This window comes from Dyella nitratireducens, from assembly GCF_014642835.1.
GTDB lineage: Bacteria > Pseudomonadota > Gammaproteobacteria > Xanthomonadales > Rhodanobacteraceae > Dyella_B > Dyella_B nitratireducens.
In genome coordinates, this window is record NZ_BMJA01000006.1 from 263434 (window position 1) to 288297 (window position 24864).

Below are 24864 nucleotides of genomic sequence, written 5' to 3' on the forward strand. Positions count from 1 at the left end.
AGTGAGAAAATCGTCAATGCACTTTGCGGCGCAGGTAGTTGAGCAAGTCGATACGGGTGATCAGGCCCAGAAACTGCTCGCCATCCATCACGATGGCGACGTGGCCGCGCTCGAACACGGGCAGCAATGCTTCGATCGGTGAGCGCACGTCGAGTATTTGCAGGTCGCTCATCATGGCGGTGGCAACGCTGTCGCGAAAACGCGCTTCGTCAGCGTGCACGTGCATCAGCACGTCGGATTCGTCGAGGATGCCGATGATGCGATGGCCGTCCATTACCGGCAGCTGCGAGATGTCGTACAACTTCATGCGCGTGTACGCGGTCATCAGCAGTTCGTTGGGGCCGATCACCACGGTGTCGCGGCGTGAGAACGGACGTAGCAGCAGATCACGCAAATCGCCGTGCTGCTCGCGTTCGATGAAGCCGTTGTCGAGCATCCAGTAGTCGTTGTACATCTTCGACAGGTACTTGTTACCGGTGTCGCACACCAGTGTCACGACGCGCTTGGGTTCGGTTTGTTCGCGGCAGTATTTCAGTGCGGCGGACAGCAGGGTACCGGTGGAAGAACCGCCCAATATGCCTTCTTTCGCCAGCAATTCGCGCGCGGCGAGGAAGCTTTCCTTGTCGGAGATGGGATAGGCTTTTTTGACGCGCGAGAAGTCGCTGATGGTAGGCAGGAAATCTTCGCCAATGCCTTCCACCATCCAGCTGCCGGTCTTGGTGGAGAGCACACCTTCATTGATGTATTGGGCGAGGATGGAGCCGACCGGATCGGCCAGCACGATCTCGGTGTTGGGCGAGGTCTTGGCGAAGTACTGCGACAATCCCGTCATGGTGCCGGAGGACCCACAGCCCACGACCACCGCATCGACCTTGCCATCCATCTGCTTGAGAATTTCCGGCCCGGTGGCTTCGATGTGCGCACGCGGGTTGTCGGGGTTGCCAAACTGGTTGATGAAGTACGCACCTGGCGTTTCGCGCGCGATGCGCTCGGCCATGTCCTGGTAATACTCAGGGTGCCCCTTCGCGACGTCGGAACGGGTAAGCACGACCTCGGCGCCCATCGCCTTGAGGTTGAAGATTTTCTCGCGACTCATCTTGTCGGGTACCACAAGAATGAGACGATAGCCCTTGGCTTGAGCGACCAGCGCCAGCCCCAACCCAGTGTTGCCGGCAGTGCCTTCCACCAGGGTGGCGCCCGGTTTGATTTTCCCAGCTTTTTCCGCGCCTTCGATCATCGACAAACCGATGCGGTCCTTGACCGAGCCGCCCGGGTTCGCGCTTTCCAGTTTCAGGAACAGCTCGCAACGCCCGGTATCCAGGCGCTGTGCGCGCACCATGGGGGTGTTTCCGATCAGTTCGAGGACGCTGGCGTTGACCGACATGAAGGCTCCGTAGGCGGGGCTGGGATATGAAGGGCAATCATAACGGAGCGAGGCGTAAACGCGGCTTGCAACGAGGTGTTTCCGGAAAACAAAAACCCCGGAACGTTTCCGCTCCGGGGCTTTTTTGATTCGTACGCTCAATGAATATGCTGTCGAGCGTGATAGTCGTCCCACATGCGCTGCAGGCGTTCTTTGATTTGTAACTTTTCTTTTTTCATCGAACTGAGGGTCATGTCGTCAACAGGGAGTACGCCGATTTCGGCATTGTCCACCTTGCTGTTGAGCTCCGTGTGCTTTTGATAGAGCCGACGAAACTCGGCGTCGGCTTTTTTCAGGGCTTCGACAGCGTCACGCTGCTGATCTTCGAACATGATCCAACCTCCTCGCAGTAAAACTGCAGTCGCCCGCATGGGGCGCTTGAGAACAAAAGCAAACCACGCGCACAACCAAAATCCGCCTCCCTGATGCAGGGAACGGATGCAGGAATGTGGACAGGTAGGCGCATGATTCAGTCGGTAGGCCGCGGCAGCTGAAGGGCCGCAGCGACATCGACCCTACTCCCCACTTCGTGGGGGCACAAGGCCCCCTCGGGAGGGCGCATGGGAGCGTGGGATGTAGTCAAAAACCCGTAAAACGGGTCGGGCCGGACGGCCCCTTCCCCGTTGGGAAGGAGCCGTTTTGATTACTTGCCCCCGCCCGAGCTATTGCTTGGCGAGGACTGATCCTGCATCTGCGAACGCAGCGCCTTGGCGGCCTTGGCAGCCAGGTCGGCCTGGCGTCTAGCGGCGGCTGCCACCCTGCTTTGCGCCGCCGCCAGCTTGCGAGCCTGCTCGGCTTCGGCTTTGGCCTGGGCTGCCTGATCCGCGGCTTCCTGGCCTTGCGCCTGCAGCCGCATGGTCTCCTGCTGAGAGATCTGATACTGCATGCGTTGGATGTCGAGCTGCTGCTGCGCGGAGGTGGCGTCGATACGGCTGCGCTCCAGCTGCAGTTGGGCGTTTTCCTGGTCGAGCTGGTTGAGCTGACGCTGGGACGCCTGTAACTGGGCTTCGGCCTTGGCCTGGTCGACCCGGCGCTGGGCGATGTACAGCGCATGCGGCCGCTCGCGCGAACTAGCCTGGGTCAGCTGGCTGATGGCTTCCCGGGCCAGGGCCTGGTCGGCCTGGGCATAGGTGCCCAGGGTCGGGTCGGCGGCCAGCTGATTCAAGTTATTGGTAAGTCGGTCGACATCCATGTCGTCCTTGCGCGCTTGTACAGCGGCACTGGCGAACACGGCCAATAGCGACACGGCGATGATCGACAAACGGTGCTTCTTGAACATGATGTTCTTCATTACTGGCCTCCCGAATTCTGCTGGCCAGCGTCAGGCACGGTCTGGAAACCGCCCTGCCCGGGTTGCTGTTGCTGTTGTGGATTGCCCAGTACCGAGGAGGAAGGCGCCGGCATTTCCTGCATCGGGGCTTGCTGCGGCAGCGGAGAGCTGGTGGCTGGCGCGGGTGCGCTGGACGAGGGAGCCGGATTGCCGTCGTCCTGGCCGTTGCCCTGACCATTATCCTGCTGCTGGGTGGCAGCCATCTGCGCAGCCAGTTGAGCTTTCTGCTGCTGGTAGTGCTGGTCGTTTTCCGACTGCGCTTCGGCGTTCTGCGAACGCAAGCGACTATTTGCGTCGGTTTTTGACTGAATTTGGGCACGTGCCGCGGCGAGCTGCGCCTTGGTACGCGCCAGGGTGGCATCCGCGCGCGACTCGTCAGCCAGGTCGGCCGCTTGATCGTATTTGCGGTTGGCCATGGCCTGCTGGGCTTGCTGGAACTTGTCCTGCGCAAAGCCGAAATCGACCGGATCGTAATCAGGCGCACCCGCGTCGCGAGCACTTTGCAACTGCGCTTGTGCTTGATTCATCAGGTTATCTGGCGGGGGTACGCTGGCGCACCCGCCCAGGGTCAACGACACGGTCAGCAGCAGTACTGAAGCCGCCGTCGGGATGCGTCGCTTACGCACCGTCAACGGGGAAAATATGTGGACCATCACTCATTCCTCTCGGAGCGTCACGGCGTATTGTGGTCGGGCATAATCCTTGAATGCAATGCGCAAAAAACTGGGGTCTTTAAGGTGGATATCGGTTACTTCCTCAAATTGATGGTGGACAAGGGCGCGTCGGATATGTTTCTGACGACCGGCGCCCCGGTGAACATCAAGGTCGAGGGCAAGCTCTACCCGCTCGGCAATACCGGGCTACCCAGCGGCATGGTGAAAAAAATCGCCTATTCGCTCATGGATGAGGGACAGGTGCCGCAGTTCGAGCGTGATCTGGAACTCAATATGGCCTTGGCGGTAAAAGAGGCCGGCCGTTTTCGTATCAATGTATTCAAGCAACGCGGTGAAGTGGGCATGGTGATCCGCGCGATCAAGAGCGAGATCCCCAGCATCGAACAGTTGCAACTGCCGCCCATCTTCCGCGACCTGATCATGGAGCCGCGCGGCCTGATCCTGGTGGTGGGTGCCACGGGTTCCGGCAAGTCGACCACGCTGGCGGCCATGCTCGACCATCGCAACAGCCATTCGTCTGGGCACATCCTCACCATCGAGGATCCGATCGAATACCTGCATCGCCACAAGAAGTCGATCGTCAACCAGCGCGAAGTCGGCCTGGATACGCACACCTATCACGAGGCCCTGCGCAACGCGATGCGTGAGGCGCCGGACGTGATCATGATCGGTGAGATTCGCGACACCGATACGATGGAAGCGGCGATCTCGTTCTCCGAAACCGGGCACTTGTGCTTGGCGACGCTGCACTCCAACAACGCCGACCAGACGCTGGAACGCATCCTCAACTTCTTCCCCGAATCGGCGCACAAGAACGTGCTGATGAACCTGGCCCTGAACTTGCGCGCAGTGATCAGCCAGCGCCTGGTCAGCGGCAAGGACGGACGCCGCCTGCCCGCCGTGGAAGTGCTGCTCAACACGCCGCTGATCCGCGACATGATCCGCCGTGGCCAGATCCATGAAGTGAAAGAGGCCATGGATCGCAGTCTGCAGGAAGGCATGCAGACCTTCGACCAGTCGTTGTACAAGCTGTACAAAGCCGGCCGTATCGAACTGGAAGAAGCACTGGCCAAGGCCGACTCGCGCGATGGCCTGGCGTTGAAGATTCGTTTGTCCGAAGGCGGCAATTCGGAGACGGCGGAACTGGTAGGGAACGATCCGTACGGGTTGGGGTTTTAAACCCCGCCCTTTAAACCCACGAAAGCTGGGCAATCCATGCGCAATATCTTGCCTCGGCGTTAGCTGAGGCCCTTTGCATGAGATTTTCTCAAGACACCGCGCGGCTCAAACCGTCAGGTGCAAATACGCCGCGATGCCACCCAGGAACATCTGCACCGACAGAGCAATCAGCAGCATGCCCATCACCCGCTCCAGCGCAGTGAGCACGCTTTCGCCCAGCCAGCGGAACAGATAGGTAGAGCTCAACAGAATCACTGCCGTGGCCAGCCATGCGCATAGCAAGGCAATGGCCCAATCCGCAGTGCGGCCAGGTTGGGTGTTGGTGAGCAGCAGCAAGGCGGCCATGGCCGATGGACCGGCTACGCCGGGAATCGCCATTGGCACGATAAAAGGCTCACCCTCGCCAGCCTGCCCGAAGATGCCACCTTCGGCCGGAGGAAACACCATGCGAATGCCGATCAAAAACAGTACGATGCCGCCGGCGATGCTGATCGATTCCTCACGCAGTTGCAGCAGCTTGAGTATCAGCTGACCACCCATCAGGAATACCAGCAAGACGGCCAAGGCGATCAACAACTCGCGCACCATCACCGCACGGCGGCGCTTGGGTGGCACATCCTTCAGCAGACTGAGGAAGATGGGAATGTTGCCAAGCGGATCCATGATGAGGAACAGCAGGATCGCCGCCGACAAGGTGGTCATCTGCGTTTGCATGCATTCCCCTTTTTATTGCTTGTACGCGGCACGTGGCCGATGATCATGCCACGCGCAGATCGAGCACACCGCCACGTGTGGCGGCAGCTTTATCACTTAGTAGATACACCACGGCATCCGCCGTGGCATCGGGCAATGGATGCTGCAGCGTGTCTTCACCGAAATAAGCGGTACGGCGCAAGGTGGTACGCATCGGCGCGGGCAGCAATGCATGCACGCGGAAGCTGCCTTCGTCGTGTTCCTCATGCAGGATCGCCACGAAGCGTTCCAACGCCGCCTTCGACACGCCGTATGCACCCCAATGCGCGCGTCGCACCAGATCAGGGTTGTCCAGCACGAACACCGCTGCGCTATCGGGCGCAGTGGTGAGCAATGGCAAGCAAGCCTGGGTGAGCGCAAACGGTGCGGAAACGTTGACGTGCAAGCTGCGCAACCATGCATCCGGCTTGTGCATGGCCACCGGCATCAAACCGGCGAAGCTTGCCGCGGCATGCACGATGCCGTCGAGCCGGCCGAGATCACGCTGCAAACCTTCGGCAAATGCTTCGTAATCGCGCGGTGTAGCGGTTTCCATATCAAGCGGATGGATCACCGGCTCGGGCAAACCGTCGCGTGTCATCGCATCGTAAAGTTGTTCGAGTTGCCGCTTGCGCTTGCCGGTGATCACCACGGTAGCGCCGGCACGTGCGGCGGCTCGCGCCACGGCACTGCCCAATCCACCATAGGCGCCGGTGACCAGCACCACGCGGCCATCGAGTTCATTGGCCGCGAGCGTCCAGGTTGAGGGCAAGCGATGCAGCGGCAGGTTCAAGCTCATGCGTGGTGTTCCCCGGCCACGTCGCATGCCATGCGCGCCAGCTCGCCGGAGGCTTTCAGATCTTCCACGATGTCGCAGCCGCCGATCAGTTCGCCCTGGATGAAAAGCTGGGGGAAGGTCGGCCAGTTGGCGTAGTGCGGCAGCGCTGCACGGATCTCCGGATCGGCCAGCACATTCACCGCATGGAACATCGCGCCCGCTTCCGTCAGTGCCTGTGCCGCACGCGCAGAGAAGCCGCACATCGGAAACTCCGGCGTGCCTTTCATGAAAAGCACGATAGGGTGCTCGGCCAGCACCGCCTTGATTCGCTCGTTGACGTCCATAACTCGGGTTTCATCACTACAATGCAGCCAGCTTAGTAGTGTACCAGCCGTCCCGGCAGCCAGCCGGCCAGGCGGAACCGTCATCCTCAGCCAACGCCCCAGGAGTTACCCATGGCGATCGAACTTCCCCCCCTGCCCTATGAAAAGAATGCGCTAGAGCCGAACATCTCGGCCGAGACGCTGGAGTTCCATCACGACAAGCACCACCAGGCTTACGTGACCAACCTCAACAACTTGATCAAGGGCACCGAGTTCGAGAACGCCTCGCTGGAAGACATCGTCAAGAAGTCGTCCGGCGGCGTGTTCAACAACGCAGCGCAAACCTGGAACCACACGTTCTACTGGCACTCCATGCGCTCACCGAAGAGCGACAACAAGCCGGCCGGCAAACTGGCCGATGCGATCGACAAGGCGTTCGGTTCCTTCGACAAGTTCAAGGAAGAATTCAAGAAGTCCGCCGTTGGCAACTTCGGCTCGGGCTGGACCTGGCTGGTGCAGCGTCCGGATGGTTCGCTGGGCATCGTCAACACGTCCAATGCCGCCACGCCGATCACCGGTAGCGACAAGCCGCTGTTCACCATCGATGTGTGGGAGCACGCCTACTACATCGATTACCGCAATGCGCGCCCCAGCTATGTGGACAAATTCTGGGATCTGGTGAACTGGGATTTTGCGGCGAAGAATCTGGGTTGATCAGATAAATTGCCTTTTGCGTTTACCTCCTCTCCCCTTCGGGGAGAGGATTGAGGTGAGGGGGCACGCTCGCGACGATCTTCCTTACGAGGCGTGCTTCGTACCACCGTCTTCGCGAGATTGGCCCCTCATCCGCCCTTCGGGCACCTTCTCCCCGAAAGGGAGAAGGGAATCAACGAAGTGCGCGTAACGCAGGTGCTGCCTGCTCCTCCCGCTTCAACACACGCGCAATCTCGCCCACTCGCGCCGCCAAGGTTTTCGCATCCTGCGCACATACCGTGGCATGCCCCACTTTGCGTCCCGGGCGCGATTGCTTGCCGTAGTCGTGCCAATGCCCATCAATGGCACGGAGCACCGGCGCGGCATCCGGTAGCACACCGATCCAATTGAACATGGCGGAGAAACCGCTTGCGGAAGTATCGCCGAGCGGCAAACCGAGCACGGCGCGCACATGGTTTTCGAACTGACTGGTGATAGCGCCTTCGATGGTCCAGTGACCGGAGTTGTGCACGCGCGGCGCCATTTCGTTGCCAAGCAATTCGCCGTCTTTGACGAACAGCTCCAGCGCGAACACGCCCACGTAATCCAGATGTTCGGCCAGCGTGCGCGCCAAGGCTTCGGCACGCGATTGCAGCGCGCCCACTTCCGGCGCCGGTGCAAGGCTCATGCTCAGCACACCATCGGTATGCCAATTCTGCGTGAGCGGCCATACGCGAAAATCGCCGTCGCGCGAACGTACCGCCAGCACGGAAAGCTCGCGCTTGAACGGCACGAAGGCTTCGAGAATCAAACCGTGTGCATTGGCGCCAAGCGTTTCCCACGCCGCATCGGCGTCGGAGAGCTGCTTGATGCGGAACTGCCCTTTACCGTCGTAACCAAGGCGCCGTGTCTTGAGGATGGATGGCGCATCGATCTTGGCCAAGGCGCGGTCCAGACCCTCGCGGGTATCAACCGCCTCGAACGCGGGCGTCTGCAAACCGCATTCGCGGAACAGCGTTTTTTCGGCCAGACGATCCTGCGCCACCGCCAAGGCACGCGGATTCGGGAATACCGCCACACGCTCGGCCAACCAGTGTGCGGTGTCAGCCGGGACGTTTTCGAAATCGAAGGTCACAACGTCGACCTCGGCCGCAAATTTCTCCAGCGCGGCGAAGTCGCTCCAATCGGCGAGGCGCAACGGTGCCACCTGCCCGGCGCAAGCGTCCGCCGCGCTATCCACGACCAGCGTGTTGACACCTAGCGGCGCTGCGGCAAGAGCCAGCATGCGGGCGAGCTGTCCGCCGCCTAAAATGCCCAGTACAGGTTGTTTCTGACGTGCGGTCACTGACGGGGGTCCGGGTTATCCAGGACGGTCTGCGTCTGGCGCGCGCGGTAGGCTTCCACTGCCTTGGCGATAGCCGGATCGTGCAAGGCCAACACCGACGCGGCGAGCAGGGCGGCGTTGCAAGCACCGGCACGGCCGATCGCCAGCGTGCCAACCGGAATACCAGCCGGCATCTGCGCGATGGAAAGCAGGGAATCCATACCGTTCAGGGCCTTGGACTGCACCGGCACGCCGAACACGGGGAGACGGGTCTTGGCTGCCAGCATGCCCGGCAGATGGGCTGCGCCGCCGGCACCGGCGATGATCACCTGGATGCCACGCGATACGGCTTGCTCGGCGTACTGGAACAGGAGATCCGGCGTGCGATGTGCAGAGACCACCCGCACTTCATGCGGCACGCCGAGCGCCTCGAGCATTTCGGCCGCGTGCATCATGGTTTCCCAATCCGAACGCGATCCCATCACCACACCAACCCGCGGCGCTGAAGCTGTTTCCGTCATGGTCCGGTCGTCCAAAAGGGGCTATTGTACGGACTTCGCCGCATTGCAACGATACCTACTGTTTCCTATGGATAAACGCCTGCTCGACATCCTCTGCTGCCCGGTAAGCAAGACACCGGTGCGCCCCCTGAGCGGCAACGAACTTGCTGCTCTGAACCGGGCCATCGACGGCGGTCAGGTACTCAACGTTGCCGGGGGAGCGATCCAGAACCGGGTGGCAGAGGGCTTGATCACGGTCGACCGCAAGGTGATCTATCGGGTCGAGGATGGCATCCCAGTCATGCTGCCTGAGGAAGGCATCGGGATCACCCAGTTCACGGACTTTCCCGCCGCGGCGTAAGAACCTGCCAGCCCGTTCAGCTACCTTCACGCCAGCTGGACGCACAGTACACAAAAGCATGACTTAGGACATGGCGGTGAAACCGGTTTTCGCTTATGTTCCAGCTATCGGCGGCATCCCTGTCGCGACCCTCCGCGGTCGTCAGAGGCGATTAGCTGCCTTTTACGGCAGTCAACACCGGCCTAGCCAGCCAACCACAGGGGTGTGGCGATGAAAGAAGCCAACGATTCCTCCAACGTCGTCAATCTTGGCCAGCGGCTGGACCCATCCAGCGGACGCGGAGGCGACCTGTTGAACGCTGTCCGGAACATCTCCTCCCGCCGCTTGCAGCAGTACATCGGCAACATGTTCGAACACGTCGACGACGCCCTGTTCGACCTGGCTGAAAAGGCGGAGAACAACGCCGCGCAGATGCATTACTTCGACGGTATGCGCGAGGTGCGCAAGCGTCGGCCGATCGTCGAGCGCGCCTTCCTGGCGCTGGTATCGCGCGAGTTGAACGATTTTGCCAGCGGCAATCACTCCCCTGTCGCCAGTCCGACCACCAACAGTGTGCCAACGCCGGCACCTGGCTCAGTCGAACTCTCACTGGTGGCCGACAACGAATTGGAAGAGTCGCTGGCCATCACCAGCATGATCGGTAAGAACGAGTCGCGCCTGTCGCGCGATCTGTTCGCCGTCAACCAGCGCCTGTCGGTGATTTGCGGCGGCACGCGCATTGAAGACGCCACCAACCCGATCGGCCCAGCCTTGCTCGCCCAGGCGTTCCGCCAGGCGATGCGTGAGCTCAACGCCGACATGCGTGTGAAGCTGATCATCTACAAGCTGTTCGATCGCTACGTGATGTCGGCGCTGGAAGAGTTGTACCAGGAAGTCAACGCCGAACTGATGCGCGCGGGTGTGCTGCCGCAGTTGCGTCATGAAGTGGTGCGCAGTGGCGGTGCGGGTGCCGGTGCTGCTGCGGGTGGTACGGCGGCGGCCTCGGGCGAGATCCCGCAACCTTTGCCCGCCGACGACAGCGAAGCCTCGGCCGAACTGTTGCAAACACTGCGTACTTTGTTCAGCGCGCGCCGCGCCCATCCTAATGTGCCGCTATCGGCGATGACCGCAGGCCCGCTGCCCACCGCCAACGAATTGATCGGCGCACTGAGCGTGCTGCAAAGCCAGGCTGCGATGCTGCCGATGCCGCAGCCGGCGGCCCCGCACGTCAGCTCGGTAGATATCGCCGAGCAAGTGCTGCATCTGAAAGAACAATTGATGTCGCAGCTCGGCTCGCTGCGTGGCCAGCGTCCAGGGCAGATCGCCACCATCGATGAAGACACCATCGATCTGGTTGGCATGCTGTTCGAATTCATCCTCGAAGACCGCAACCTGCCGCCACAGATGCAGGTGCTGCTGGCACGTTTGCAGATTCCGTATCTCAAGGCCGCCATTCTCGACCGCAAGCTGTTCGCGCATCGCCAGCATCCGGCGCGTCGCCTGCTGGATGGCCTGGCCGACGCAGCCAAGAGCTGGTCCGAAGAGTCCGACCGCGACGGCCGCCTGCACGACACCATCAAGGCGATCGTCGAACGCCTGCTGCAGGAATTCGACGATGACATGACGATCTTCGATCGCCTGTCAGCCGAACTGCAGCAATTCCAGGAATCCAACCGTCGCCGTGCCGAACTGGCCGAACAACGTGTGGCCGAATCCACGCGTGGCCGCGAAAAGCTGGAGCAAGCGCGCCGCCGCGCGGCGCGCGAAATCCTCAATCGCATCGGCGACCACGTGCTGCCGCCGCTGATCCACGGCGTGCTGTCGCGTGCGTGGGCGAACTATTTGGTGCTCACCATCCTGCGCAAGGGCGAGGATTCGAACGACTTCCGCGAAGCGCTGCGCTTCGTCGACGCCTTCATTGCCAGCACCAAGCCGACTCGCACACCGGAAGCCAAGCGCGATCTGCGCCAGTTGTTGCCCGGCATCGAGCGAGCCCTGCGCAAGGGTTTGGCGAACGTCGCCTTCCAGGACGCCGACATCGAGAGGTTGCTTGCCCAGCTTCACGCCTACTATCGCCATCAGCTCGGCGAAGCGCCGTCCACACCAGCACAACCGCAAACCGCTGAAGCTGCGCCCGCGCCGCTGCCGATTCCGGAAAGTATCCAGCCGATTGCCGAAAGCGTGGACGACCTGGACGATGTGGCGACCGAGCCCGCCGAAGACGCCATTGCGCCGGATGTACGCGAGCAACTGGAACAGGTGAAAGTGCTCAAGCCTGGCATCTGGCTGGAGTTCATCGGCCAGGACGACCATTTCGAACGCGCCAAGCTGTCGTGGATCAGCCCGATGAGCGGACGCTATCTGTTCGTCAACCGCCGCGGATTGAAGGTGGGAGATTACTCGCCTTATGAATTGGCGATGGTGATGGCGGAAGGCCGTGCACGCATCCTGGCCTCCAATGCCCTGTTCGATCGTGCGATGGATGCGATCGTGGATCGCCTGAGCCACGAAGAGGTTCGTCCGGGCGAATCACCCTGATTCGCGTCGAATCTCGCTCTCCTGTTTAAACTGTGAAAAAACATGGAAGAGGCTCGGCTACTGCCGAGCCTCTTTTTTTTCAGGGACAGCCGTATGCGTGCACCAGAATGGCAACACCCCGGTTCATTTCGCCGAATTTATTTGGGCGCATCAGGTTGTTGTTCCGGCATGGCCGTCTTGAACGCATCCAGCTCCATGCATGCCGCGTCGATGCGCAAGATCGTCGGATAATCCTCCAACGGGGTCTTCCATCGCCGCGCGTTGTACACCTGCGGCACCAGGCAAAGATCAGCCAGGCCCGGCGTATCACCATGACAATAGCGACCCGTCTCCTTGCTGTTCGCCAGCACGGTTTCCAAAGCCTGGAATCCGGCGGCAATCCAGTGGCGCATCCAGATGCTTTTCTGTTCGTCATCGGCACCGAATTGCGAGCCAATCTGCTGCAACACGCGCAGATTGCCGATGGGATGGATATCGCAACCAACGATTTGTGCCATGGCACGCACGCGCGCCTTGCCAGCGGCATCCGCCGGCAACAACGGCGGGTGCGGATGGGTTTCATCCAGGTATTCAGCGATGGCCATGGACTGCGTCATCACCTTGTCTCCATCGACCAGCACCGGTACTAGCTGCTGCGGATTGAGCGCCACATACTCTGGCGAGTGTTGTTCACCACCGTCGCGAACCAGATGCACAGCCCTGGTTTCGTAATGCAAGCCCTTTAGATTCAGTGCGATGCGCACGCGGAAGGCCGCGCTGGAACGCCAATAACTGTAAAGCACGAGGCTGGATGACATAGTCATTCCATAGAACTGAAACCTTGAGTGTAAACCTGCACCGTTTGCATCGCCGCGAGGCGGGCAGGAAAATAGCCTGTTCCGGCCTCCGGGCCTGACCTTCTTCCATAGCTGCCAGGAGTTTTCCCGTGACCATCACCCGCATGAGCGACCTCGATCTGCGCGGCAAGCGCGTGCTGATCCGCGAAGACTTGAACGTGCCGATCGAGAACGGCCGCATCACCTCCACGCAACGCCTGGATGCCTCGCTGCCCACCATCAAGGCTGCGCGCGATGCCGGCGCCAAGGTGATGGTGATGTCGCATTTGGGACGTCCAAAGGAAGGCCAGTTCGACGAGGAATCCTCCCTCAAGCCGGTGGCCGCATGGCTGGGTGAACATCTCGGCAAGCCTGTGCGCCTGATCGCCGATTATCTTGATGGCGTGGATGTCGCCGACGGCGAAGTAGTGGTACTGGAAAACTGCCGCATGAATGTCGGCGAAGGCAAGGATGATGAAGCGCTGACGAAGAAGTATGCCGCGCTGTGCGACGTGTTCGTGATGGATGCCTTCGGCACCGCGCATCGCGCGCAAGCTTCCACGCATGGCGTGATCAAGTTTGCCCCCATCGCAGCGGCCGGCCCGCTGCTGTGCGACGAACTCGATGCGCTCGGCAAAGCGCTGGAACAGCCCGCACATCCACTGCTTGCCATCGTCGCGGGCTCCAAGGTTTCGACCAAACTCACGCTGCTGGAAAACCTGATTGGCAAGGTTGATCAGCTGATCGTCGGTGGTGGCATCGCCAACACCTTTATCGCCGCCGCAGGCCACGGCGTCGGCAATTCGTTGTACGAACCCGATCTGATTCCTGCCGCGAAGAAAGTACTGGCCGATGCCAAGCGCCGTGGCGCCGAGGTGCCGATGCCGGTCGACGTGGTGGTGGCGCCGGAGTTCTCTGCGCATGCACCAGCCACAGTGAAAGCAGTGGACCAGGTGAAGGACGACGAGATGATTCTGGACATTGGTCCGGAAACTGCCAAGCAGTACGCCGAGCTGATTGCCAAAGCCGGCACCGTGGTATGGAACGGCCCTGTGGGCGTGTTCGAGTTCGACGCCTTCGGCAAGGGCACGGAAGTGCTGGCGCATGCGGTTGCCGATTCGAAGGCGTTTTCCATTGCCGGTGGCGGCGACACGCTGGCGGCAGTGGATAAATACGGCATCGAAGACAAGGTTTCCTACATCTCCACCGGTGGTGGTGCGTTCCTGGAATTCCTGGAAGGCAAGGAGCTACCTGCAGTAGCAGCGTTGAAGGCGCGGGCAGCAAAGTAAACCCATAACTTCACACTGCCGTCATTCCCGCGAAAACGGGAATGACGGCAGTGTAGTTACCAGGTTTTATCGGCTTTCTCCGGCCGCACCCGAAACGCTACGCTGATTCTCGGCCCCACTGGGCACCGCAGCTTGGGAATGCCGTGGTCATAATGCCATTGCGCATTCCAGCCCATTAGCAACAGGCTGCCTGCCTCCAACTCCAGCTCGGTCTTTAGCCTTGGTGGCTTCTTGCGCTGAATCACCATGGTCCGTGTCGCTCCCAATGACAGCAACACGATCGGTCGATGCGGTACCAATTCGTGCAACTTGTCGTTATGCAGCGCTACGCTGTCATGTTCGTCGCGATAGCAGTTAAGCCCAATGCTATTGAACGGCACATCCACGTGTTGCTTGACCACCGCCAAGGCATCGCGCAATACGCTCGGCAGCGCAGAACTGGCGATGTCGTAATGACAATGCAAGCGCGGCACGCCCACCAAACGCTCGTACATCATGCGCGAGCTTTCATGCCAGTCACCGTGGTTAAGTAAGGTATCGAACCAGGCTTTGGCTAATGCAGGTGTGATGATGTCCGGGTAATAGGTGATCGGCCCGGTCTGATCCTCGACAATCCTTTGTACACCCTGTTCGAAAAGTAGTGCTTGCATAAAACCCTCAATGAAAATCCCGCGAGCGAGCATCGAGGTCCGCCAGCATGCTGCTGAGATCGCGTAGTCGCCGTGCAATCAGATGGCTTACGCCATCAACCGCTTCCCAGCGACCTTCGATTGCGAGCAAGCGCGCTTCCAGATAAGGACGGCGCTGGGTTTGCGCGATGTGATTCCACACCACGACGTTTACATGGCCGAACTCATCCTCGATGGTGATGAAGGTGACGCCGCTGGCGGTCTGCGGTTGCTGGCGTTGTGTGACCAACCCCACCGTGCGCACCTGCGTGGCATGCGGCAATTTCTGCAGGCTGCGCGAATCCAGGTATCGATCGGCGCGCAGACGGCTACGCAGCAGCTTCAATGGATGCGGCCCAAGGCTCAATCCACTGTGTGCGTAATCGGCCGTCATGTTTTCGACGATCGTGGGCAGCGGTAGCACGATGTCCTGTTCGTTCGGGCTAGTGCGACCGAATAGAGGCAGCTGAGATTCAACGCCCGAAGTAAGCCATAGCGCACGATGGCGATGACCTGCCAGGCCACGCAAGGCGCCTGCGTCGGCGAGCAGATCCTGGTGACGCGAGTCCAGTTCGGCGCGTGTGCAAAGATCAACGACATCACGAAACGGCCCAAGCTTGCGTGCGGCGGAAATACGTTGCGCCACTTTTTCGCTGCAACCACGCAATTGGCGCAAACCAAGTCGCAAAGCGAATCCCTTCTTGCTGCGTGCATCAGGCTCCAGTGTGCAATCCCAATCGCTATAGCGAACATCCATCGGACGCACACCGATGCCATGGCGCTGCGCATCCTGCACGATTTGACTGGGGCCATAGAAACCCATCGGTTGCGCGTTGAGCAGTGCGCAGGCAAACATGGCTGGCTCATGGCATTTCAGCCAACTGCTTGCATAAGCAATGTTGGCGAAGCTGGCGGCGTGGCTTTCTGGAAAGCCGTAGCTGCCGAAGCCTTTTATCTGGTTGAAGATCTGTTCGGCGAATTCCTGCGTATAACCTCTTGCCAACATGCCGGTAACGAGCTTTTCGTGATGTTTCTCCATGTCGCCGTAACGTTTCCATGCCCCCATGGCGCGACGCAATTCATCCGCGTCGCCTGCCGTGTAACCGGCCGCCACCATGGCCAGCTTCATCACTTGCTCCTGAAACAGCGGCACGCCTTTGGTACGCTCAAGTACCGGCTCCAGCTCTTTCGATGGATAGGCGACAGGTTCTTCGCCGCTTCGACGTCTCAAATAGGGATGCACCATGTCGCCCTGGATAGGACCGGGTCTCACGATCGCGATCTGGATGACCAGGTCGTAATAACTGGCTGGCTTGAGCCGCGGCAACATCGCCATTTGCGCGCGGCTTTCGATCTGGAATACGCCGATGGTTTCGGCGCGCTGGATCATCGCGTACGTTGCTTTATCGTTGGGCTCGATCGTGGCAATGCTCAACGCCTTATCGCGATAGGTCTTCACAAGATCGAAGCATTTGCGCAGGCAAGTCAGCATGCCGAGCGCCAGGCAATCGACCTTGAGCAAGCCCATGGTGTCTAGATCATCCTTGTCCCACTGGATGATCGTGCGATCCGGCATGGTTGCGTTTTCCACCGGCACCAATTCATGCAGCGGTGCATCGTGAATCACGAAACCGCCCACGTGCTGGCTTAAATGACGCGGCTTACCGAGCAGCTGCTTGGTCAGCGCAAGCAGCCTGCGCATGACAGGTACATCGGGATCGAACCCCTGTTCGCGCAAACGGTCCGGCAGAGAAGCATCGCCTAGACGGAAGAAGCAACGGCCAAGCTTGTCGATCTGGTCTTCGGGCAGCCCTAACGCCTTGGCCACATCGCGCACGGCGCTTTTGGAGCGGTAGCTAATGACGGTGGCTGCGATCGCGGCACGTTCGCGGCCATATTTCCTGTAGACGTACTGGATAACATCTTCGCGTCGCTCGTGCTCGAAATCGACATCAATGTCGGGTGGTTCATCGCGCTCCACGGAAATGAAACGCTCTGCCAGCAGCGTAACCTTTTCCGGATCGGCATCTGTCACGCCCAACGTAAAGCACACGATGGAATTAGCTGCCGAACCACGTCCCTGGCAAAGAATGTGCTGACTGCGCGCATAACGAACGATGTCATGAACGGTGAGAAAAAACGCCGCGTATTTTTTCCTCTCGATCAGTTGCAGCTCATGCTCGATAGTAGCCTGATGCAGGGCTGGCACACCTTGCGGCCAGCGCCATGCCGAACCTTCGGCAACGAGGTGACGTAGCCATTGCATGGGCGTATAGCCTTCCGGCACCAGTTCCTTCGGATACTGGTACTGCAAATCCTTTTTTAAATTGAACGTGCAACGCTTGGCGATGCGTACGCTCTCTTCCAGCAATGCCTTGGGATAAATCTTTTCCAGCACCGAACGCCGGCGAAGATGCCGCTCGCCATTGCGAAACAACACGGAACCAGCTTCAGCAATGGTCATGTGATGCCGTATCGCTGTCATCGTGTGCTGCAGCGGCAGGCAACGACGCATATGCATGTGCACATCGCCACTTGCTACGCGCGGTAGCTGCAGCGCTTCGCCCAGCGCCTCGAGTTCAGTAAAACGCGCTGCATCGTCACAGTCGCGATGCAACTCCACCGCCAGCCAGGAACGATTACCGAAGGTGTGTTTCACCCAGGCCCCATGTTCGTGATTAGGTTCCCGTTCGGGAATCCAAAGCACCAACGTGCCCGGCGCACCGTCTGCAATGTCTGCCCGGGTCAAGCGATATTCGCCTTTTTCGGAGCCCCTCCGACCTCGCGTAATCAGCTGGCACAGCGAGACATAGCCTTGCTTGCTTTCCGCCAGCAGCACCAGCCTGGGGCCATCGGCGAACTGGATTTCCGTGCCGACGATCAGTGGCATTTTCGTATCGCGCGAAGCCTCCCACGCGCGCACGATGCCGGCGAGAGAGCATTCGTCGGTGATCGCCAGCGCGGTATAACCGCAATCGGTGGCACGCTCAAATAATTCGCGCGCGCTGGAGGCGCCGCGCTGGAATGAAAAATCCGACAGGCAATGGAGTTCGGCGTAGTCCGTCATGCGAACCATCCATGCAGCATCCAGCCGCATTGTTCGTCCGGCGCGCAATACACCCAGGCGCGTTGACCTTGTTCCGTTTCGACGATGTAGTAATCCCTGCGTACCGCATCGCCGTCCCACCAGCCGGTTTCTATGCGCTCGGGACCGGCGAGTATGCGTAGCATGCCGCGCAAAGGGATGGGTTTAGGCAGCAGCCACGTGGGGCGTGTGCGTGGCTCAATAAAATTGTCATCCAGGATGGTGGTGCACTGCGAATGCTCGGGGCGCGGATCGATCGTGGCGCCCCAGCGATATACCGCGCGATCACCCAGCCGTGCACGCAAGCGCTCGCGCAATTGCTCAAACGGCAACGCATTGGCGGGACGTTCGTCGAACAGATCGCGGCCGGCAGGCACGAAACCAGGTAGATCGTTGGCCATCAAACGCAGCGATAACACGGGTGCAGGCAGTTGTACTTGTTCCAAGCGGCCACGCGTCGCTTCGAACAGAACGTTGGCATCACGCTCAGGCAAGAGCATACCCACTGGCACTTCGGTCGCCTTGCCTCCCCGATGTTCCAACTGCAAGGCAAAGCGTTGCACGCCGCCATCGCGTCCAGAGAGATATGCCGCAAGGTCGCTGGTCATACGTTTGATGGGAAACACCAGCGCAGCGATGTTTTCTACTTCGTGCGAAAGCTCGATGCGCCAATCCACGGCATCGGGTGGCACATAGAGTTCCAGTCCGGCTGGTGCATCGCCCAGCAGGCGATCGATGGTTTGCAACAGTTCAGCGCCGAAGCGGCGTTGCAAACCATCGCGCGGCATGCACAAGAGCTGGCCGAGGCGGCGGATGCCCATGCGTGACAGCGCATCCACTGCATGCTCGGGCAAATGACTTTTCACCAAAGGCACCGCCTCGAGTGCACGTTGCATGACCTCCCTCGTCAGCACGGCCTGCCCATCCTTGATGCTGGCGAGCACCTGTGCAGCATGCGGCGTCGGCGCAGCAGCGATGTCATGGCGAAAACCAAGTGCAGAGAGATCGCTACGCAGACTGCGCTCAATCGTCTGCCATTCGCCCAACAGACTGCGACTACGGCTGATTTCCAGCACAATGGCCTGCGGCAGCAGCGCCACTTGCGAGCTGTAGCGGTACGCCACGCCGGCCAGAAAACGCTGCCAGCGATCCGCTTCTGCAGCGTCATAAGGCATGGCTTCGAATTGCGCCAGCAACGCTTGTGCGGCAGTCAGACGTTGGCCGACGTACAAACCTGCATCTTGTGCCGATGCATTGGCTGCAACGACGCAGCGTGCATTCGCGGGGCCATCCACCAGCACCAGCGGGACATCATCGGATCGTCGGCGGAGGACGCCATCGAGCGCCAAGTGTGGAAGTGTGATGCAAACCCAAAGCATAAGCAGCCACCCTTACTCCCCTCTGCTTATGGGCAAGAAGCGAATTCCTCGCTCCTCAAACTCGAGCATGTCCATTTGCTCTCCACACGTATCTGCTTTCGTGGGAATAACGGCAGTGTGGGGCGCTTTATCGCGACAACCTGGCGCTTTGATGTGCGGCTCAAAAGGAATCGCCTGCGTCGGCGCATTGCCACCACGGCATTTGCGTACCCAGATCGACGGTTGCGGCCATGCGGCGAGTTCCAATCGCAATGCGGCCGGCGACGCATTCGCCAGATAACGACGATCGCGAAACACGAAAGCTAGCGCACGCCCGGTATCCGCCGCCACTTGCAGACGACGCAGACTGCGATCATCAGCTTGCTGCGGCCACGCCAACACGGCGGCGCAACTACCGGAACGCAAACATTGTTCGGCAGCCCACAGCACGTGTTTCTCGTCCGCATCGACGATTTCCACGCGCTGCAGACTCACGCCTTGCTGCCGCCAGCCCATGGCGCATGGTGCATACGGCGGCGCGATCAGCATGACAGGACGCTGGCCTTGCGTGAGTCGCGCGAGCGTTGGCAGCACCAAGCGCAATTCGCCGATGCCGTCGGCCGGCAGCAGGATTTCCGTGAGCGAAGCTTCCGGCCAGCCGTGTGCCGGCAGTACTGCATCCAGCATCAGCCAACCGGTGGGTTGTCCGCCTTCGACCGGTGCCGTCGAACGACCGCGCCAGACCTGCCGGGCCTCGAGCAGGTTCGACAAAGCCACGACCGTGCCCATTAGCTGCCCCTCACCAGACCTGCGAACAGTCCTTCGATGGCAAAGTCTTCAGTGGGATCGGGGTCGATCGGCTGATAGCCGGGGCTGTTCGGCAGCAGGCGGATCACATCGCCTTTCCAATACAGCCGCTTGATAGTGAAGCGATCGCCCGCCACGCGAGCTGCGACCACTTGGCCATGCCGTGCGATCGGCGTGGCGTGGACGGCTACCAAGTCGCCATCCAGGATGCCTTCGTCGCGCATGGAGTCGCCCACCACCCTCACCAGGTAATCCGGCTTCAGGCGGAACAACCATCGCGAGACACGCAGGCTGCGTTCCACGCGCGATTCGGAAAAGATCGGCTCGCCAGCCGCGACGCGGCCGATCAGGGGAAGTTCGAGGGTATCGGCAGCGAGCGGATCGGTTTCCTGCACCAACCGAATGCCACGTGTTCGGTTGGGCTCGATCACCAATCGGCCTTTGGCTTCCAGCGAACGCACGTGCTTGAGCACCGCGCTCACGCTGGGAATACCCATCGCCTGGCCGATTTCCTCCAGCGTAGGCACTTCCCCACTCTGCTCCAGCCGCTCACGGATGAAGGCGAGGATGTTGGACTGGCGGCTGGTGAGCTGAAGGGTCATGGCGCACATCTTTTCACCTTTTTAGGTGAAAATGAAGTGTCCGCAGTTAGCACCCTCCCCGGCTTGGCGAGGAGGGCCTTACAAGGTCAAACCGGCTCCAGCCAGCCCCACTTGTCCTGCGTTTTGCCGTTGAATAGCCCGAAGTACAGCTCCTGCAGGCGGCGGGTGAGGCGACCGGCCTTGCCGCTACCCACCTGCTTGCCGTCGATCTCGCGAATGGGAGTGATTTCGGCGGCGGTGCCGCACATCAGCACTTCGTCGGCCAGGTACAGGTATTCGCGTGGAATGTCGCGCTCCACCACTTCGATGCCGTCTTCGCGCGCCAGCACCTTGATGGTGTCGCGGGTGATGCCGGCGAGAATGGAGGCGCTGGCGGGCGTGGTGTGCAGCGCGCCGTCGAATACCAGGAACAGGTTTTCGCCAGCACCTTCGCTGAGCAGGCCACCAGCAGCCAGGGCGATGCCTTCGCCAAAGCCGAGACGACGCGCTTCACGTGCGATCAACTGGCCCGAAAGGTAATTGCCGCCAGCTTTCGCGCCCGCCGGAATGGTGTTCGGCGCAAAACGCTGCCAGCTCGATACACAGGCAGTGATGCCAACTTCCAGCGCCTCCGGCCCGAGGTATGGGCCCATCGGCCAAGTGGCCACGGCGATGTCGATCGGTGTTTCGGCGGAAAGCCCGAAACCGCCCAGACCACGATAAGCCACCGGGCGCAAGTAGGCAGCGGAGTAACCGTTCTTGCGGATGACGTCGCGGCACGCAGCAGCCAGTTCTTCCTGCGCATACGGCAGCACCATGTCGTAGATCTTGGCCGAGTGATACAGGCGCTTTAAGTGATCGGTGAGACGGAAGATCGCCGCGCCTTCCGGCGTGACATAGCTGCGTATCCCTTCGAACACCGAGGAGCCGTAATGCAAGGCGTGCGACATCACATGCGCGGTGGCATCTTTCCACGGCTTGATCTCGCCGTTCTGCCAAATCCATTCGGGATACTGTTGGGCCATGGGGGATCTCCGGTGGGGATCGCCCATGATAGCGTGCCGAATCTTTCGACACCTTTCGTTCGTTTAGCCACCTTGTGGGAGTAACCACACGCAGCCCGAACGATGCACCACGTCGAAACGGGTTTGCGCGGTGGCGCCACTGCCATCGTCGGATTCGGTCTGCACGATCAGCGCTTCACCATGCGCAGGCGTTTGGTTGGGTGAGGCTGATAACGAAAGCGAAGATGCATCCGCTTCATCATCATCGCTGGAAGTCGAAGAGGCGTTGGGAATGCTTTTCACCTCGACGAGTGGTCGCGACATCAGGCGGATGAAATAGCGGATATCCGCGACGACTTCGTCTTTCCCATCGCCGTTCCATAATGTCAGGCCGGCAAGACGGTTGGGATTGCGTTCGGCGAAAGCATCAGTCACGGCTTGCTTGAGCTGTTTCATATCTGCAGCGCACGTCACCGCGGGGGCTTGCGAAGGTTGAGTCGGAGCCGATGTACTCGTCACAGGTGCTGGCATCACAGGCTTGGCATTCACGTCAGTGCAAACGCGATCCGTAAAGACGGGAATGCCATCCGCGCCCATGCAACGATGGATATCGCCCTGCGCTTTGACGGCAGAGATAGGCAACAACAACAGCAGCAGGAGCAAGGCGAGGGAACGCATCGGGCAAGCATAGCCCGATGCGTGACACGCATCAGTGGAGCTGATCAAGCACTGCGCGCGTCGCTTTCGTCCGGTTCAGCGTATAGAAATGCAGGCCCGGCGCACCGCCTTCCAGCAGGCGGCGGCACAGTTGCGCCACCACTTCCGCGCCCATCGCACGGATGGATTCTACGTCGTCGTAATACGCCTGCATGCGCTTGGCGATCCAACGGGGAATCTCTGCACCGCAAGCATCGGAGAAACGCTTGAGCTGCGCGTAATTGGAAATGGGCATGATGCCCGGCACGATCGGTACCGACACACCCAGGCGGCGTGCGTCATCGACGAAACGGAAATACGCATCGGCATTGAAGAAGTACTGCGTGATGGCGCCGTTCGCGCCAGCGTCGATCTTCGCCTTGAAATGCTTGAGATCGGTTTGGACGTCTTCCGCCTGGGGATGCATCTCTGGGTACGCCGCCACTTCCACATGGAAATGATCGCCGCAGTGTTCGCGGATGAAGTGCACCAGTTCGGCGGCATAACGGAAATCACCTGGCGAGGCCATACCCGAGGGCAGATCGCCACGCAGCGCTACGAGGCGCCGGTAACCGGCGGCTCGATAGGCATCGAGAAGATCAGCAATTTCTTTGCGGGTGCCGCCCATGCAGGACAGATGTGGGGCCACATCCAAACCATGCTGCTGATGCAGCCGCGCGACCGTTTCGCTGGTGTAGCTCAGAGTGGAGCCGCCGGCACCGAAGGTGACAGAGACGTACTCGGGCTTGAGCGCTTTCAGCTCCTTGGCAGTCTTGTCGAGCTGGGCGCGCTGTTCGTCAGTCTTGGGCGGAAAGAATTCGAAGCTGATGGCCGGCATGGCTTGGGTCCTTGACGTCAGACCGACAGTATATATCTCTTATTCGAGATGAAAAGATATATTCGCGCATAAGCACGCGCCGACTCGCCAAGGCGAGACTTTCGGTATGGGCGGCTAACCTCGGCACGGCTGACACTACACACACCGGTCTGTCATCATCGCTGGATTGTGTCGCCTCAGGCGGCCGTTCTTGGCTTCAGGGAGTACTCGATGTCTTCTTCCAACGCGATCCGCCGCGATGTGGGGCCGTTTGCCCTCATGCTTACCGGCCTGGGTTCGATCATCGGCTCCGGTTGGCTGTTCGGCGCATGGAAGGCAGCCGGTCTGGCCGGTCCGGGCGCCATCTGGGCGTGGGTGCTGGGTGCGGCGATCATCATGACCATCGCGCTGACTTACGCAGAACTGGGCGCGATGTTCCCCGAATCAGGTGGCATGGTGCGCTACGGCCATTATTCGCATGGTTCGCTGGTGGGCTTTATCGCTGCGTGGGCGAACTGGATCGCGATCGTGTCGGTGATTCCGGTGGAGGCCGAGGCCTCGGTGCAATACATGGCCTCATGGCCGTGGACGTGGGCACAGGATCTGTATCACGTCAGCAACGGGGTCGGCGAGCTGAGCCCTAACGGCCTCGCCATCGCAGCGGTGCTGGTGGTCATCTACTTCCTGCTCAACTTCTGGAGTGTGAAGTTGTTTGCGCACTCCAATACGGCGATCACCGTATTCAAGCTGGTGGTGCCGGCAGCCACTGGCCTGGCGCTGATTGCCAGTGGCTTTCACTCCGAAAATTTCTCGGTGGGCATCCATGGCGGTAGCCATGCGATCGATTTCCCCGCTGTGCTCACGGCTGTCGCGACGGCCGGCATCGTCTTCAGCTTCAATGGCTTCCAGAGCCCGGTAAATTTGGCCGGCGAAGCGCGCAATCCAGGTCGCAGCATCCCATTTGCCGTGGTGGGCTCGATCCTGCTGGCGACCGTGATCTATGTGATTCTGCAGGTCGCCTACCTCGGCGCAGTGCCGCAGGAAATGCTGGCAAAGACAGGCTGGCACGGCATCGATTTCCGTTCGCCGTTTGCGGAGCTCGCCATCATCGTCAACCTGCACTGGCTGGCGATGCTGTTGTATGTGGATGCCTTTATCAGCCCCAGCGGCACTGGCATGACCTACACCGCCACCACGGCGCGCATGATTTACGGCATGGAACGCAACGGTACGCTGCCGAAGATTCTCGGCCAGGTGCATCCGAGATGGGGTGTACCGCGTCCGGCGATGTGGTTCAACCTGGTGGTGTCGTTCCTGTTCCTGTTCTTCTTCCGCGGCTGGGGCACGCTGGCGGCGGTGATTTCGGTGGCGACGATCATTTCCTATCTCACCGGTCCGGTAAGCGTAATGACGCTGCGCCGTACAGCGACGGAATTGCATCGCCCGTTGCGCGTGGCAGGATTGCCGGTACTCGCTGGCGTCGCCTTCATCATGGCAACCGAGCTGTTGTATTGGGCGAAGTGGCCGCTGACCGGCGAAATCATTCTGCTCATGGTGGTGGCGTTGCCGGTGTATCTCTATTACCAGGCAAAAGCTGGCTGGCATGATTTCGGCCGCCACCTGAAAGGTGCATGCTGGCTGATCGTTTATCTGCCTACCGTTGCCATGGTGTCGTGGCTGGGCAGCACGACCTTTGGTGGCCGCGGTTATCTGTCTTACGGCATCGATCTTGCTGTCGTCGCCGTGATCGGCTTGGTGTTCTATCTGTGGGGCGTGAAGTCCGGTTGGCGCACGCCGGCAGTAGAAGCGGCGCGCGACAGTGCGCACGCACATCCGGATCTGCCACTGGTGCCGCCGGACGAGGAAACTGCCGAAAGCATCGCACGCAGCTAACTAACGCGCTTTGCGCG

Annotated in this window: 23 protein-coding genes and 1 pseudogene; 6 read left to right on the forward strand and 18 right to left on the reverse strand. The window is 60.3% G+C overall.

Annotated features, from left to right (window positions below):
- Positions 1 to 13: 13 nt before the first annotated feature.
- From IEX75_RS22945 to IEX75_RS22960, 4 genes are all read right to left on the reverse strand, one after another.
- Positions 14 to 1384: a pyridoxal-phosphate dependent enzyme gene (locus tag IEX75_RS22945; RefSeq protein WP_188798168.1), complete on the reverse strand. Its 1371-nt coding sequence runs from the start codon at positions 1382 to 1384 to the stop codon at positions 14 to 16.
- A 137-nt stretch (positions 1385 to 1521) separates the two neighbouring features.
- Entirely contained in the window at positions 1522 to 1755 is a 234-nt protein-coding gene (locus IEX75_RS22950; RefSeq protein ID WP_188798169.1) for an HP1242/YdcH family protein, read from the reverse strand.
- Positions 1756 to 2066: 311 nt separating this feature from the next.
- A complete protein-coding gene (locus IEX75_RS22955; RefSeq protein WP_188798170.1) occupies positions 2067 to 2714 on the reverse strand; it encodes a hypothetical protein in 648 nt (215 codons plus the stop codon).
- A complete protein-coding gene (locus tag IEX75_RS22960) occupies positions 2714 to 3406 on the reverse strand; it encodes a DUF4398 domain-containing protein (protein ID WP_188798172.1) in 693 nt (230 codons plus the stop codon). Before IEX75_RS22960 ends, IEX75_RS22955 begins: the two co-directional genes overlap by 1 nt.
- An 84-nt stretch (positions 3407 to 3490) precedes the next feature.
- Here IEX75_RS22960 and IEX75_RS22965 point away from each other — a divergent pair, with 84 nt between their 5' ends.
- A complete protein-coding gene (locus IEX75_RS22965) occupies positions 3491 to 4606 on the forward strand; it encodes a PilT/PilU family type 4a pilus ATPase (protein WP_188798174.1) in 1116 nt (371 codons plus the stop codon).
- Positions 4607 to 4711: 105 nt separating this feature from the next.
- On the opposite strand, the gene IEX75_RS22970 is transcribed toward IEX75_RS22965, so the two are convergent.
- Genes IEX75_RS22970 through grxD form a run of 3 tightly spaced genes read right to left on the reverse strand, consistent with a single transcriptional unit; the run spans position 4712 to position 6460 of the window.
- Positions 4712 to 5308: a YhgN family NAAT transporter gene (locus IEX75_RS22970; protein WP_188798265.1), complete on the reverse strand. Its 597-nt coding sequence runs from the start codon at positions 5306 to 5308 to the stop codon at positions 4712 to 4714.
- A 55-nt stretch (positions 5309 to 5363) separates the two neighbouring features.
- On the reverse strand, positions 5364 to 6137 hold the full coding sequence (locus IEX75_RS22975) for an SDR family NAD(P)-dependent oxidoreductase (protein WP_188798176.1): 774 nt from the start codon (positions 6135 to 6137) through the stop codon (positions 5364 to 5366).
- Positions 6134 to 6460, reverse strand: coding sequence for a Grx4 family monothiol glutaredoxin (gene grxD / locus IEX75_RS22980; protein ID WP_188798178.1), 327 nt, complete (start codon positions 6458 to 6460; stop codon positions 6134 to 6136). Before grxD ends, IEX75_RS22975 begins: the two co-directional genes overlap by 4 nt.
- Before the next feature lie 111 nt (positions 6461 to 6571).
- Between grxD and IEX75_RS22985 the strand changes: the two genes are divergently transcribed.
- Positions 6572 to 7153 carry a superoxide dismutase gene (locus IEX75_RS22985; protein WP_188798180.1) on the forward strand — a complete coding sequence of 194 codons (582 nt, stop codon included), beginning with the start codon at positions 6572 to 6574 and terminating at the stop codon, positions 7151 to 7153.
- A gap of 172 nt (positions 7154 to 7325) precedes the next feature.
- On the opposite strand, the gene IEX75_RS22990 is transcribed toward IEX75_RS22985, so the two are convergent.
- Both IEX75_RS22990 and purE read right to left on the reverse strand, forming a co-directional pair.
- Positions 7326 to 8477, reverse strand: a complete 1152-nt coding sequence (locus IEX75_RS22990; RefSeq protein WP_188798182.1) for a 5-(carboxyamino)imidazole ribonucleotide synthase — start codon at positions 8475 to 8477, stop codon at positions 7326 to 7328.
- The gene (purE, locus tag IEX75_RS22995) at positions 8474 to 8977 is read right to left on the reverse strand and encodes a 5-(carboxyamino)imidazole ribonucleotide mutase (RefSeq protein WP_188798184.1); all 504 of its coding nucleotides are present in this window, start codon (positions 8975 to 8977) and stop codon (positions 8474 to 8476) included. The genes IEX75_RS22990 and purE overlap by 4 nt, the downstream gene beginning before the upstream one ends.
- Before the next feature lie 67 nt (positions 8978 to 9044).
- On the opposite strand from purE, the gene IEX75_RS23000 reads away from it, so the two are divergent.
- Together IEX75_RS23000 and IEX75_RS23005 are read left to right on the forward strand one after the other, a co-directional pair.
- The gene (locus IEX75_RS23000; RefSeq protein ID WP_188798185.1) at positions 9045 to 9317 is read left to right on the forward strand and encodes a Trm112 family protein; all 273 of its coding nucleotides are present in this window, start codon (positions 9045 to 9047) and stop codon (positions 9315 to 9317) included.
- A gap of 210 nt (positions 9318 to 9527) precedes the next feature.
- A complete protein-coding gene (locus IEX75_RS23005; protein ID WP_188798188.1) occupies positions 9528 to 11834 on the forward strand; it encodes a DUF1631 domain-containing protein in 2307 nt (768 codons plus the stop codon).
- A 137-nt stretch (positions 11835 to 11971) separates the two neighbouring features.
- Here the strand turns inward: IEX75_RS23005 and maiA are convergent, their stop codons facing one another.
- Entirely contained in the window at positions 11972 to 12631 is a 660-nt protein-coding gene (gene maiA / locus IEX75_RS23010) for a maleylacetoacetate isomerase (protein WP_188798190.1), read from the reverse strand.
- A 128-nt stretch (positions 12632 to 12759) separates the two neighbouring features.
- Between maiA and IEX75_RS23015 the strand changes: the two genes are divergently transcribed.
- A complete protein-coding gene (locus tag IEX75_RS23015; protein WP_188798191.1) occupies positions 12760 to 13938 on the forward strand; it encodes a phosphoglycerate kinase in 1179 nt (392 codons plus the stop codon).
- 56 nt (positions 13939 to 13994) lie between these two features.
- Here IEX75_RS23015 and IEX75_RS23020 read toward each other — a convergent pair whose 3' ends face one another.
- The 8 genes and pseudogenes from IEX75_RS23020 to metF form a co-directional block, all read right to left on the reverse strand.
- The gene (locus IEX75_RS23020) at positions 13995 to 14588 is read right to left on the reverse strand and encodes an alpha-ketoglutarate-dependent dioxygenase AlkB (RefSeq protein WP_188798192.1); all 594 of its coding nucleotides are present in this window, start codon (positions 14586 to 14588) and stop codon (positions 13995 to 13997) included.
- Between the two features lie 7 nt (positions 14589 to 14595).
- The gene (locus IEX75_RS23025) at positions 14596 to 17673 is read right to left on the reverse strand and encodes an error-prone DNA polymerase (protein ID WP_188798194.1); all 3078 of its coding nucleotides are present in this window, start codon (positions 17671 to 17673) and stop codon (positions 14596 to 14598) included.
- On the reverse strand, positions 17670 to 19070 hold the full coding sequence (locus tag IEX75_RS23030; RefSeq protein WP_188798195.1) for a Y-family DNA polymerase: 1401 nt from the start codon (positions 19068 to 19070) through the stop codon (positions 17670 to 17672). The genes IEX75_RS23025 and IEX75_RS23030 overlap by 4 nt, the downstream gene beginning before the upstream one ends.
- A 168-nt stretch (positions 19071 to 19238) precedes the next feature.
- A pseudogene (gene imuA / locus IEX75_RS23035) lies at positions 19239 to 19838 on the reverse strand (translesion DNA synthesis-associated protein ImuA); the annotation flags it as partial.
- Positions 19838 to 20458, reverse strand: coding sequence for a transcriptional repressor LexA (gene lexA / locus IEX75_RS23040; protein ID WP_188798197.1), 621 nt, complete (start codon positions 20456 to 20458; stop codon positions 19838 to 19840). The pseudogene imuA and the gene lexA, both read right to left, overlap by 1 nt.
- An 86-nt stretch (positions 20459 to 20544) precedes the next feature.
- Entirely contained in the window at positions 20545 to 21462 is a 918-nt protein-coding gene (locus IEX75_RS23045; protein WP_188798198.1) for a branched-chain amino acid transaminase, read from the reverse strand.
- A gap of 63 nt (positions 21463 to 21525) precedes the next feature.
- Complete coding sequence (locus IEX75_RS23050; RefSeq protein WP_188798199.1) at positions 21526 to 22119, reverse strand: DUF4124 domain-containing protein; 594 nt, start codon at positions 22117 to 22119, stop codon at positions 21526 to 21528.
- 31 nt (positions 22120 to 22150) lie between these two features.
- A complete protein-coding gene (metF, locus tag IEX75_RS23055) occupies positions 22151 to 22975 on the reverse strand; it encodes a methylenetetrahydrofolate reductase [NAD(P)H] (RefSeq protein ID WP_188798201.1) in 825 nt (274 codons plus the stop codon).
- A 210-nt stretch (positions 22976 to 23185) separates the two neighbouring features.
- On the opposite strand from metF, the gene IEX75_RS23060 reads away from it, so the two are divergent.
- On the forward strand, positions 23186 to 24847 hold the full coding sequence (locus IEX75_RS23060; RefSeq protein ID WP_188798203.1) for an APC family permease: 1662 nt from the start codon (positions 23186 to 23188) through the stop codon (positions 24845 to 24847).
- The last annotated feature ends 17 nt before the right edge of the window (positions 24848 to 24864 follow it).

Excerpts from the sequence above, each read along its gene's own strand:
- IEX75_RS22945 (WP_188798168.1), bottom strand. The coding sequence starts at position 1,384 with ATGTCGGTCAACGCCAGCGTCCTCGAACTGATCGGAAACACCCCCATG.
- IEX75_RS22950 (WP_188798169.1), bottom strand. The coding sequence starts at position 1,755 with ATGTTCGAAGATCAGCAGCGTGACGCTGTCGAAGCCCTGAAAAAAGCC.
- IEX75_RS22955 (WP_188798170.1), bottom strand. The coding sequence starts at position 2,714 with ATGAAGAACATCATGTTCAAGAAGCACCGTTTGTCGATCATCGCCGTG.
- IEX75_RS22960 (WP_188798172.1), bottom strand. The coding sequence starts at position 3,406 with ATGGTCCACATATTTTCCCCGTTGACGGTGCGTAAGCGACGCATCCCG.
- IEX75_RS22970 (WP_188798265.1), bottom strand. The coding sequence starts at position 5,308 with ATGACCACCTTGTCGGCGGCGATCCTGCTGTTCCTCATCATGGATCCG.
- IEX75_RS22975 (WP_188798176.1), bottom strand. The coding sequence starts at position 6,137 with ATGAGCTTGAACCTGCCGCTGCATCGCTTGCCCTCAACCTGGACGCTC.
- grxD (WP_188798178.1), bottom strand. The coding sequence starts at position 6,460 with ATGGACGTCAACGAGCGAATCAAGGCGGTGCTGGCCGAGCACCCTATC.
- IEX75_RS22985 (WP_188798180.1), top strand. The coding sequence starts at position 6,572 with ATGGCGATCGAACTTCCCCCCCTGCCCTATGAAAAGAATGCGCTAGAG.
- purE (WP_188798184.1), bottom strand. The coding sequence starts at position 8,977 with ATGACGGAAACAGCTTCAGCGCCGCGGGTTGGTGTGGTGATGGGATCG.
- IEX75_RS23000 (WP_188798185.1), top strand. The coding sequence starts at position 9,045 with ATGGATAAACGCCTGCTCGACATCCTCTGCTGCCCGGTAAGCAAGACA.
- IEX75_RS23005 (WP_188798188.1), top strand. The coding sequence starts at position 9,528 with ATGAAAGAAGCCAACGATTCCTCCAACGTCGTCAATCTTGGCCAGCGG.
- maiA (WP_188798190.1), bottom strand. The coding sequence starts at position 12,631 with ATGTCATCCAGCCTCGTGCTTTACAGTTATTGGCGTTCCAGCGCGGCC.
- IEX75_RS23020 (WP_188798192.1), bottom strand. The coding sequence starts at position 14,588 with ATGCAAGCACTACTTTTCGAACAGGGTGTACAAAGGATTGTCGAGGAT.
- IEX75_RS23025 (WP_188798194.1), bottom strand. The coding sequence starts at position 17,673 with ATGACGGACTACGCCGAACTCCATTGCCTGTCGGATTTTTCATTCCAG.
- IEX75_RS23030 (WP_188798195.1), bottom strand. The coding sequence starts at position 19,070 with ATGCTTTGGGTTTGCATCACACTTCCACACTTGGCGCTCGATGGCGTC.
- lexA (WP_188798197.1), bottom strand. The coding sequence starts at position 20,458 with ATGACCCTTCAGCTCACCAGCCGCCAGTCCAACATCCTCGCCTTCATC.
- IEX75_RS23045 (WP_188798198.1), bottom strand. The coding sequence starts at position 21,462 with ATGGCCCAACAGTATCCCGAATGGATTTGGCAGAACGGCGAGATCAAG.
- IEX75_RS23050 (WP_188798199.1), bottom strand. The coding sequence starts at position 22,119 with ATGCGTTCCCTCGCCTTGCTCCTGCTGCTGTTGTTGTTGCCTATCTCT.
- metF (WP_188798201.1), bottom strand. The coding sequence starts at position 22,975 with ATGCCGGCCATCAGCTTCGAATTCTTTCCGCCCAAGACTGACGAACAG.
- IEX75_RS23060 (WP_188798203.1), top strand. The coding sequence starts at position 23,186 with ATGTCTTCTTCCAACGCGATCCGCCGCGATGTGGGGCCGTTTGCCCTC.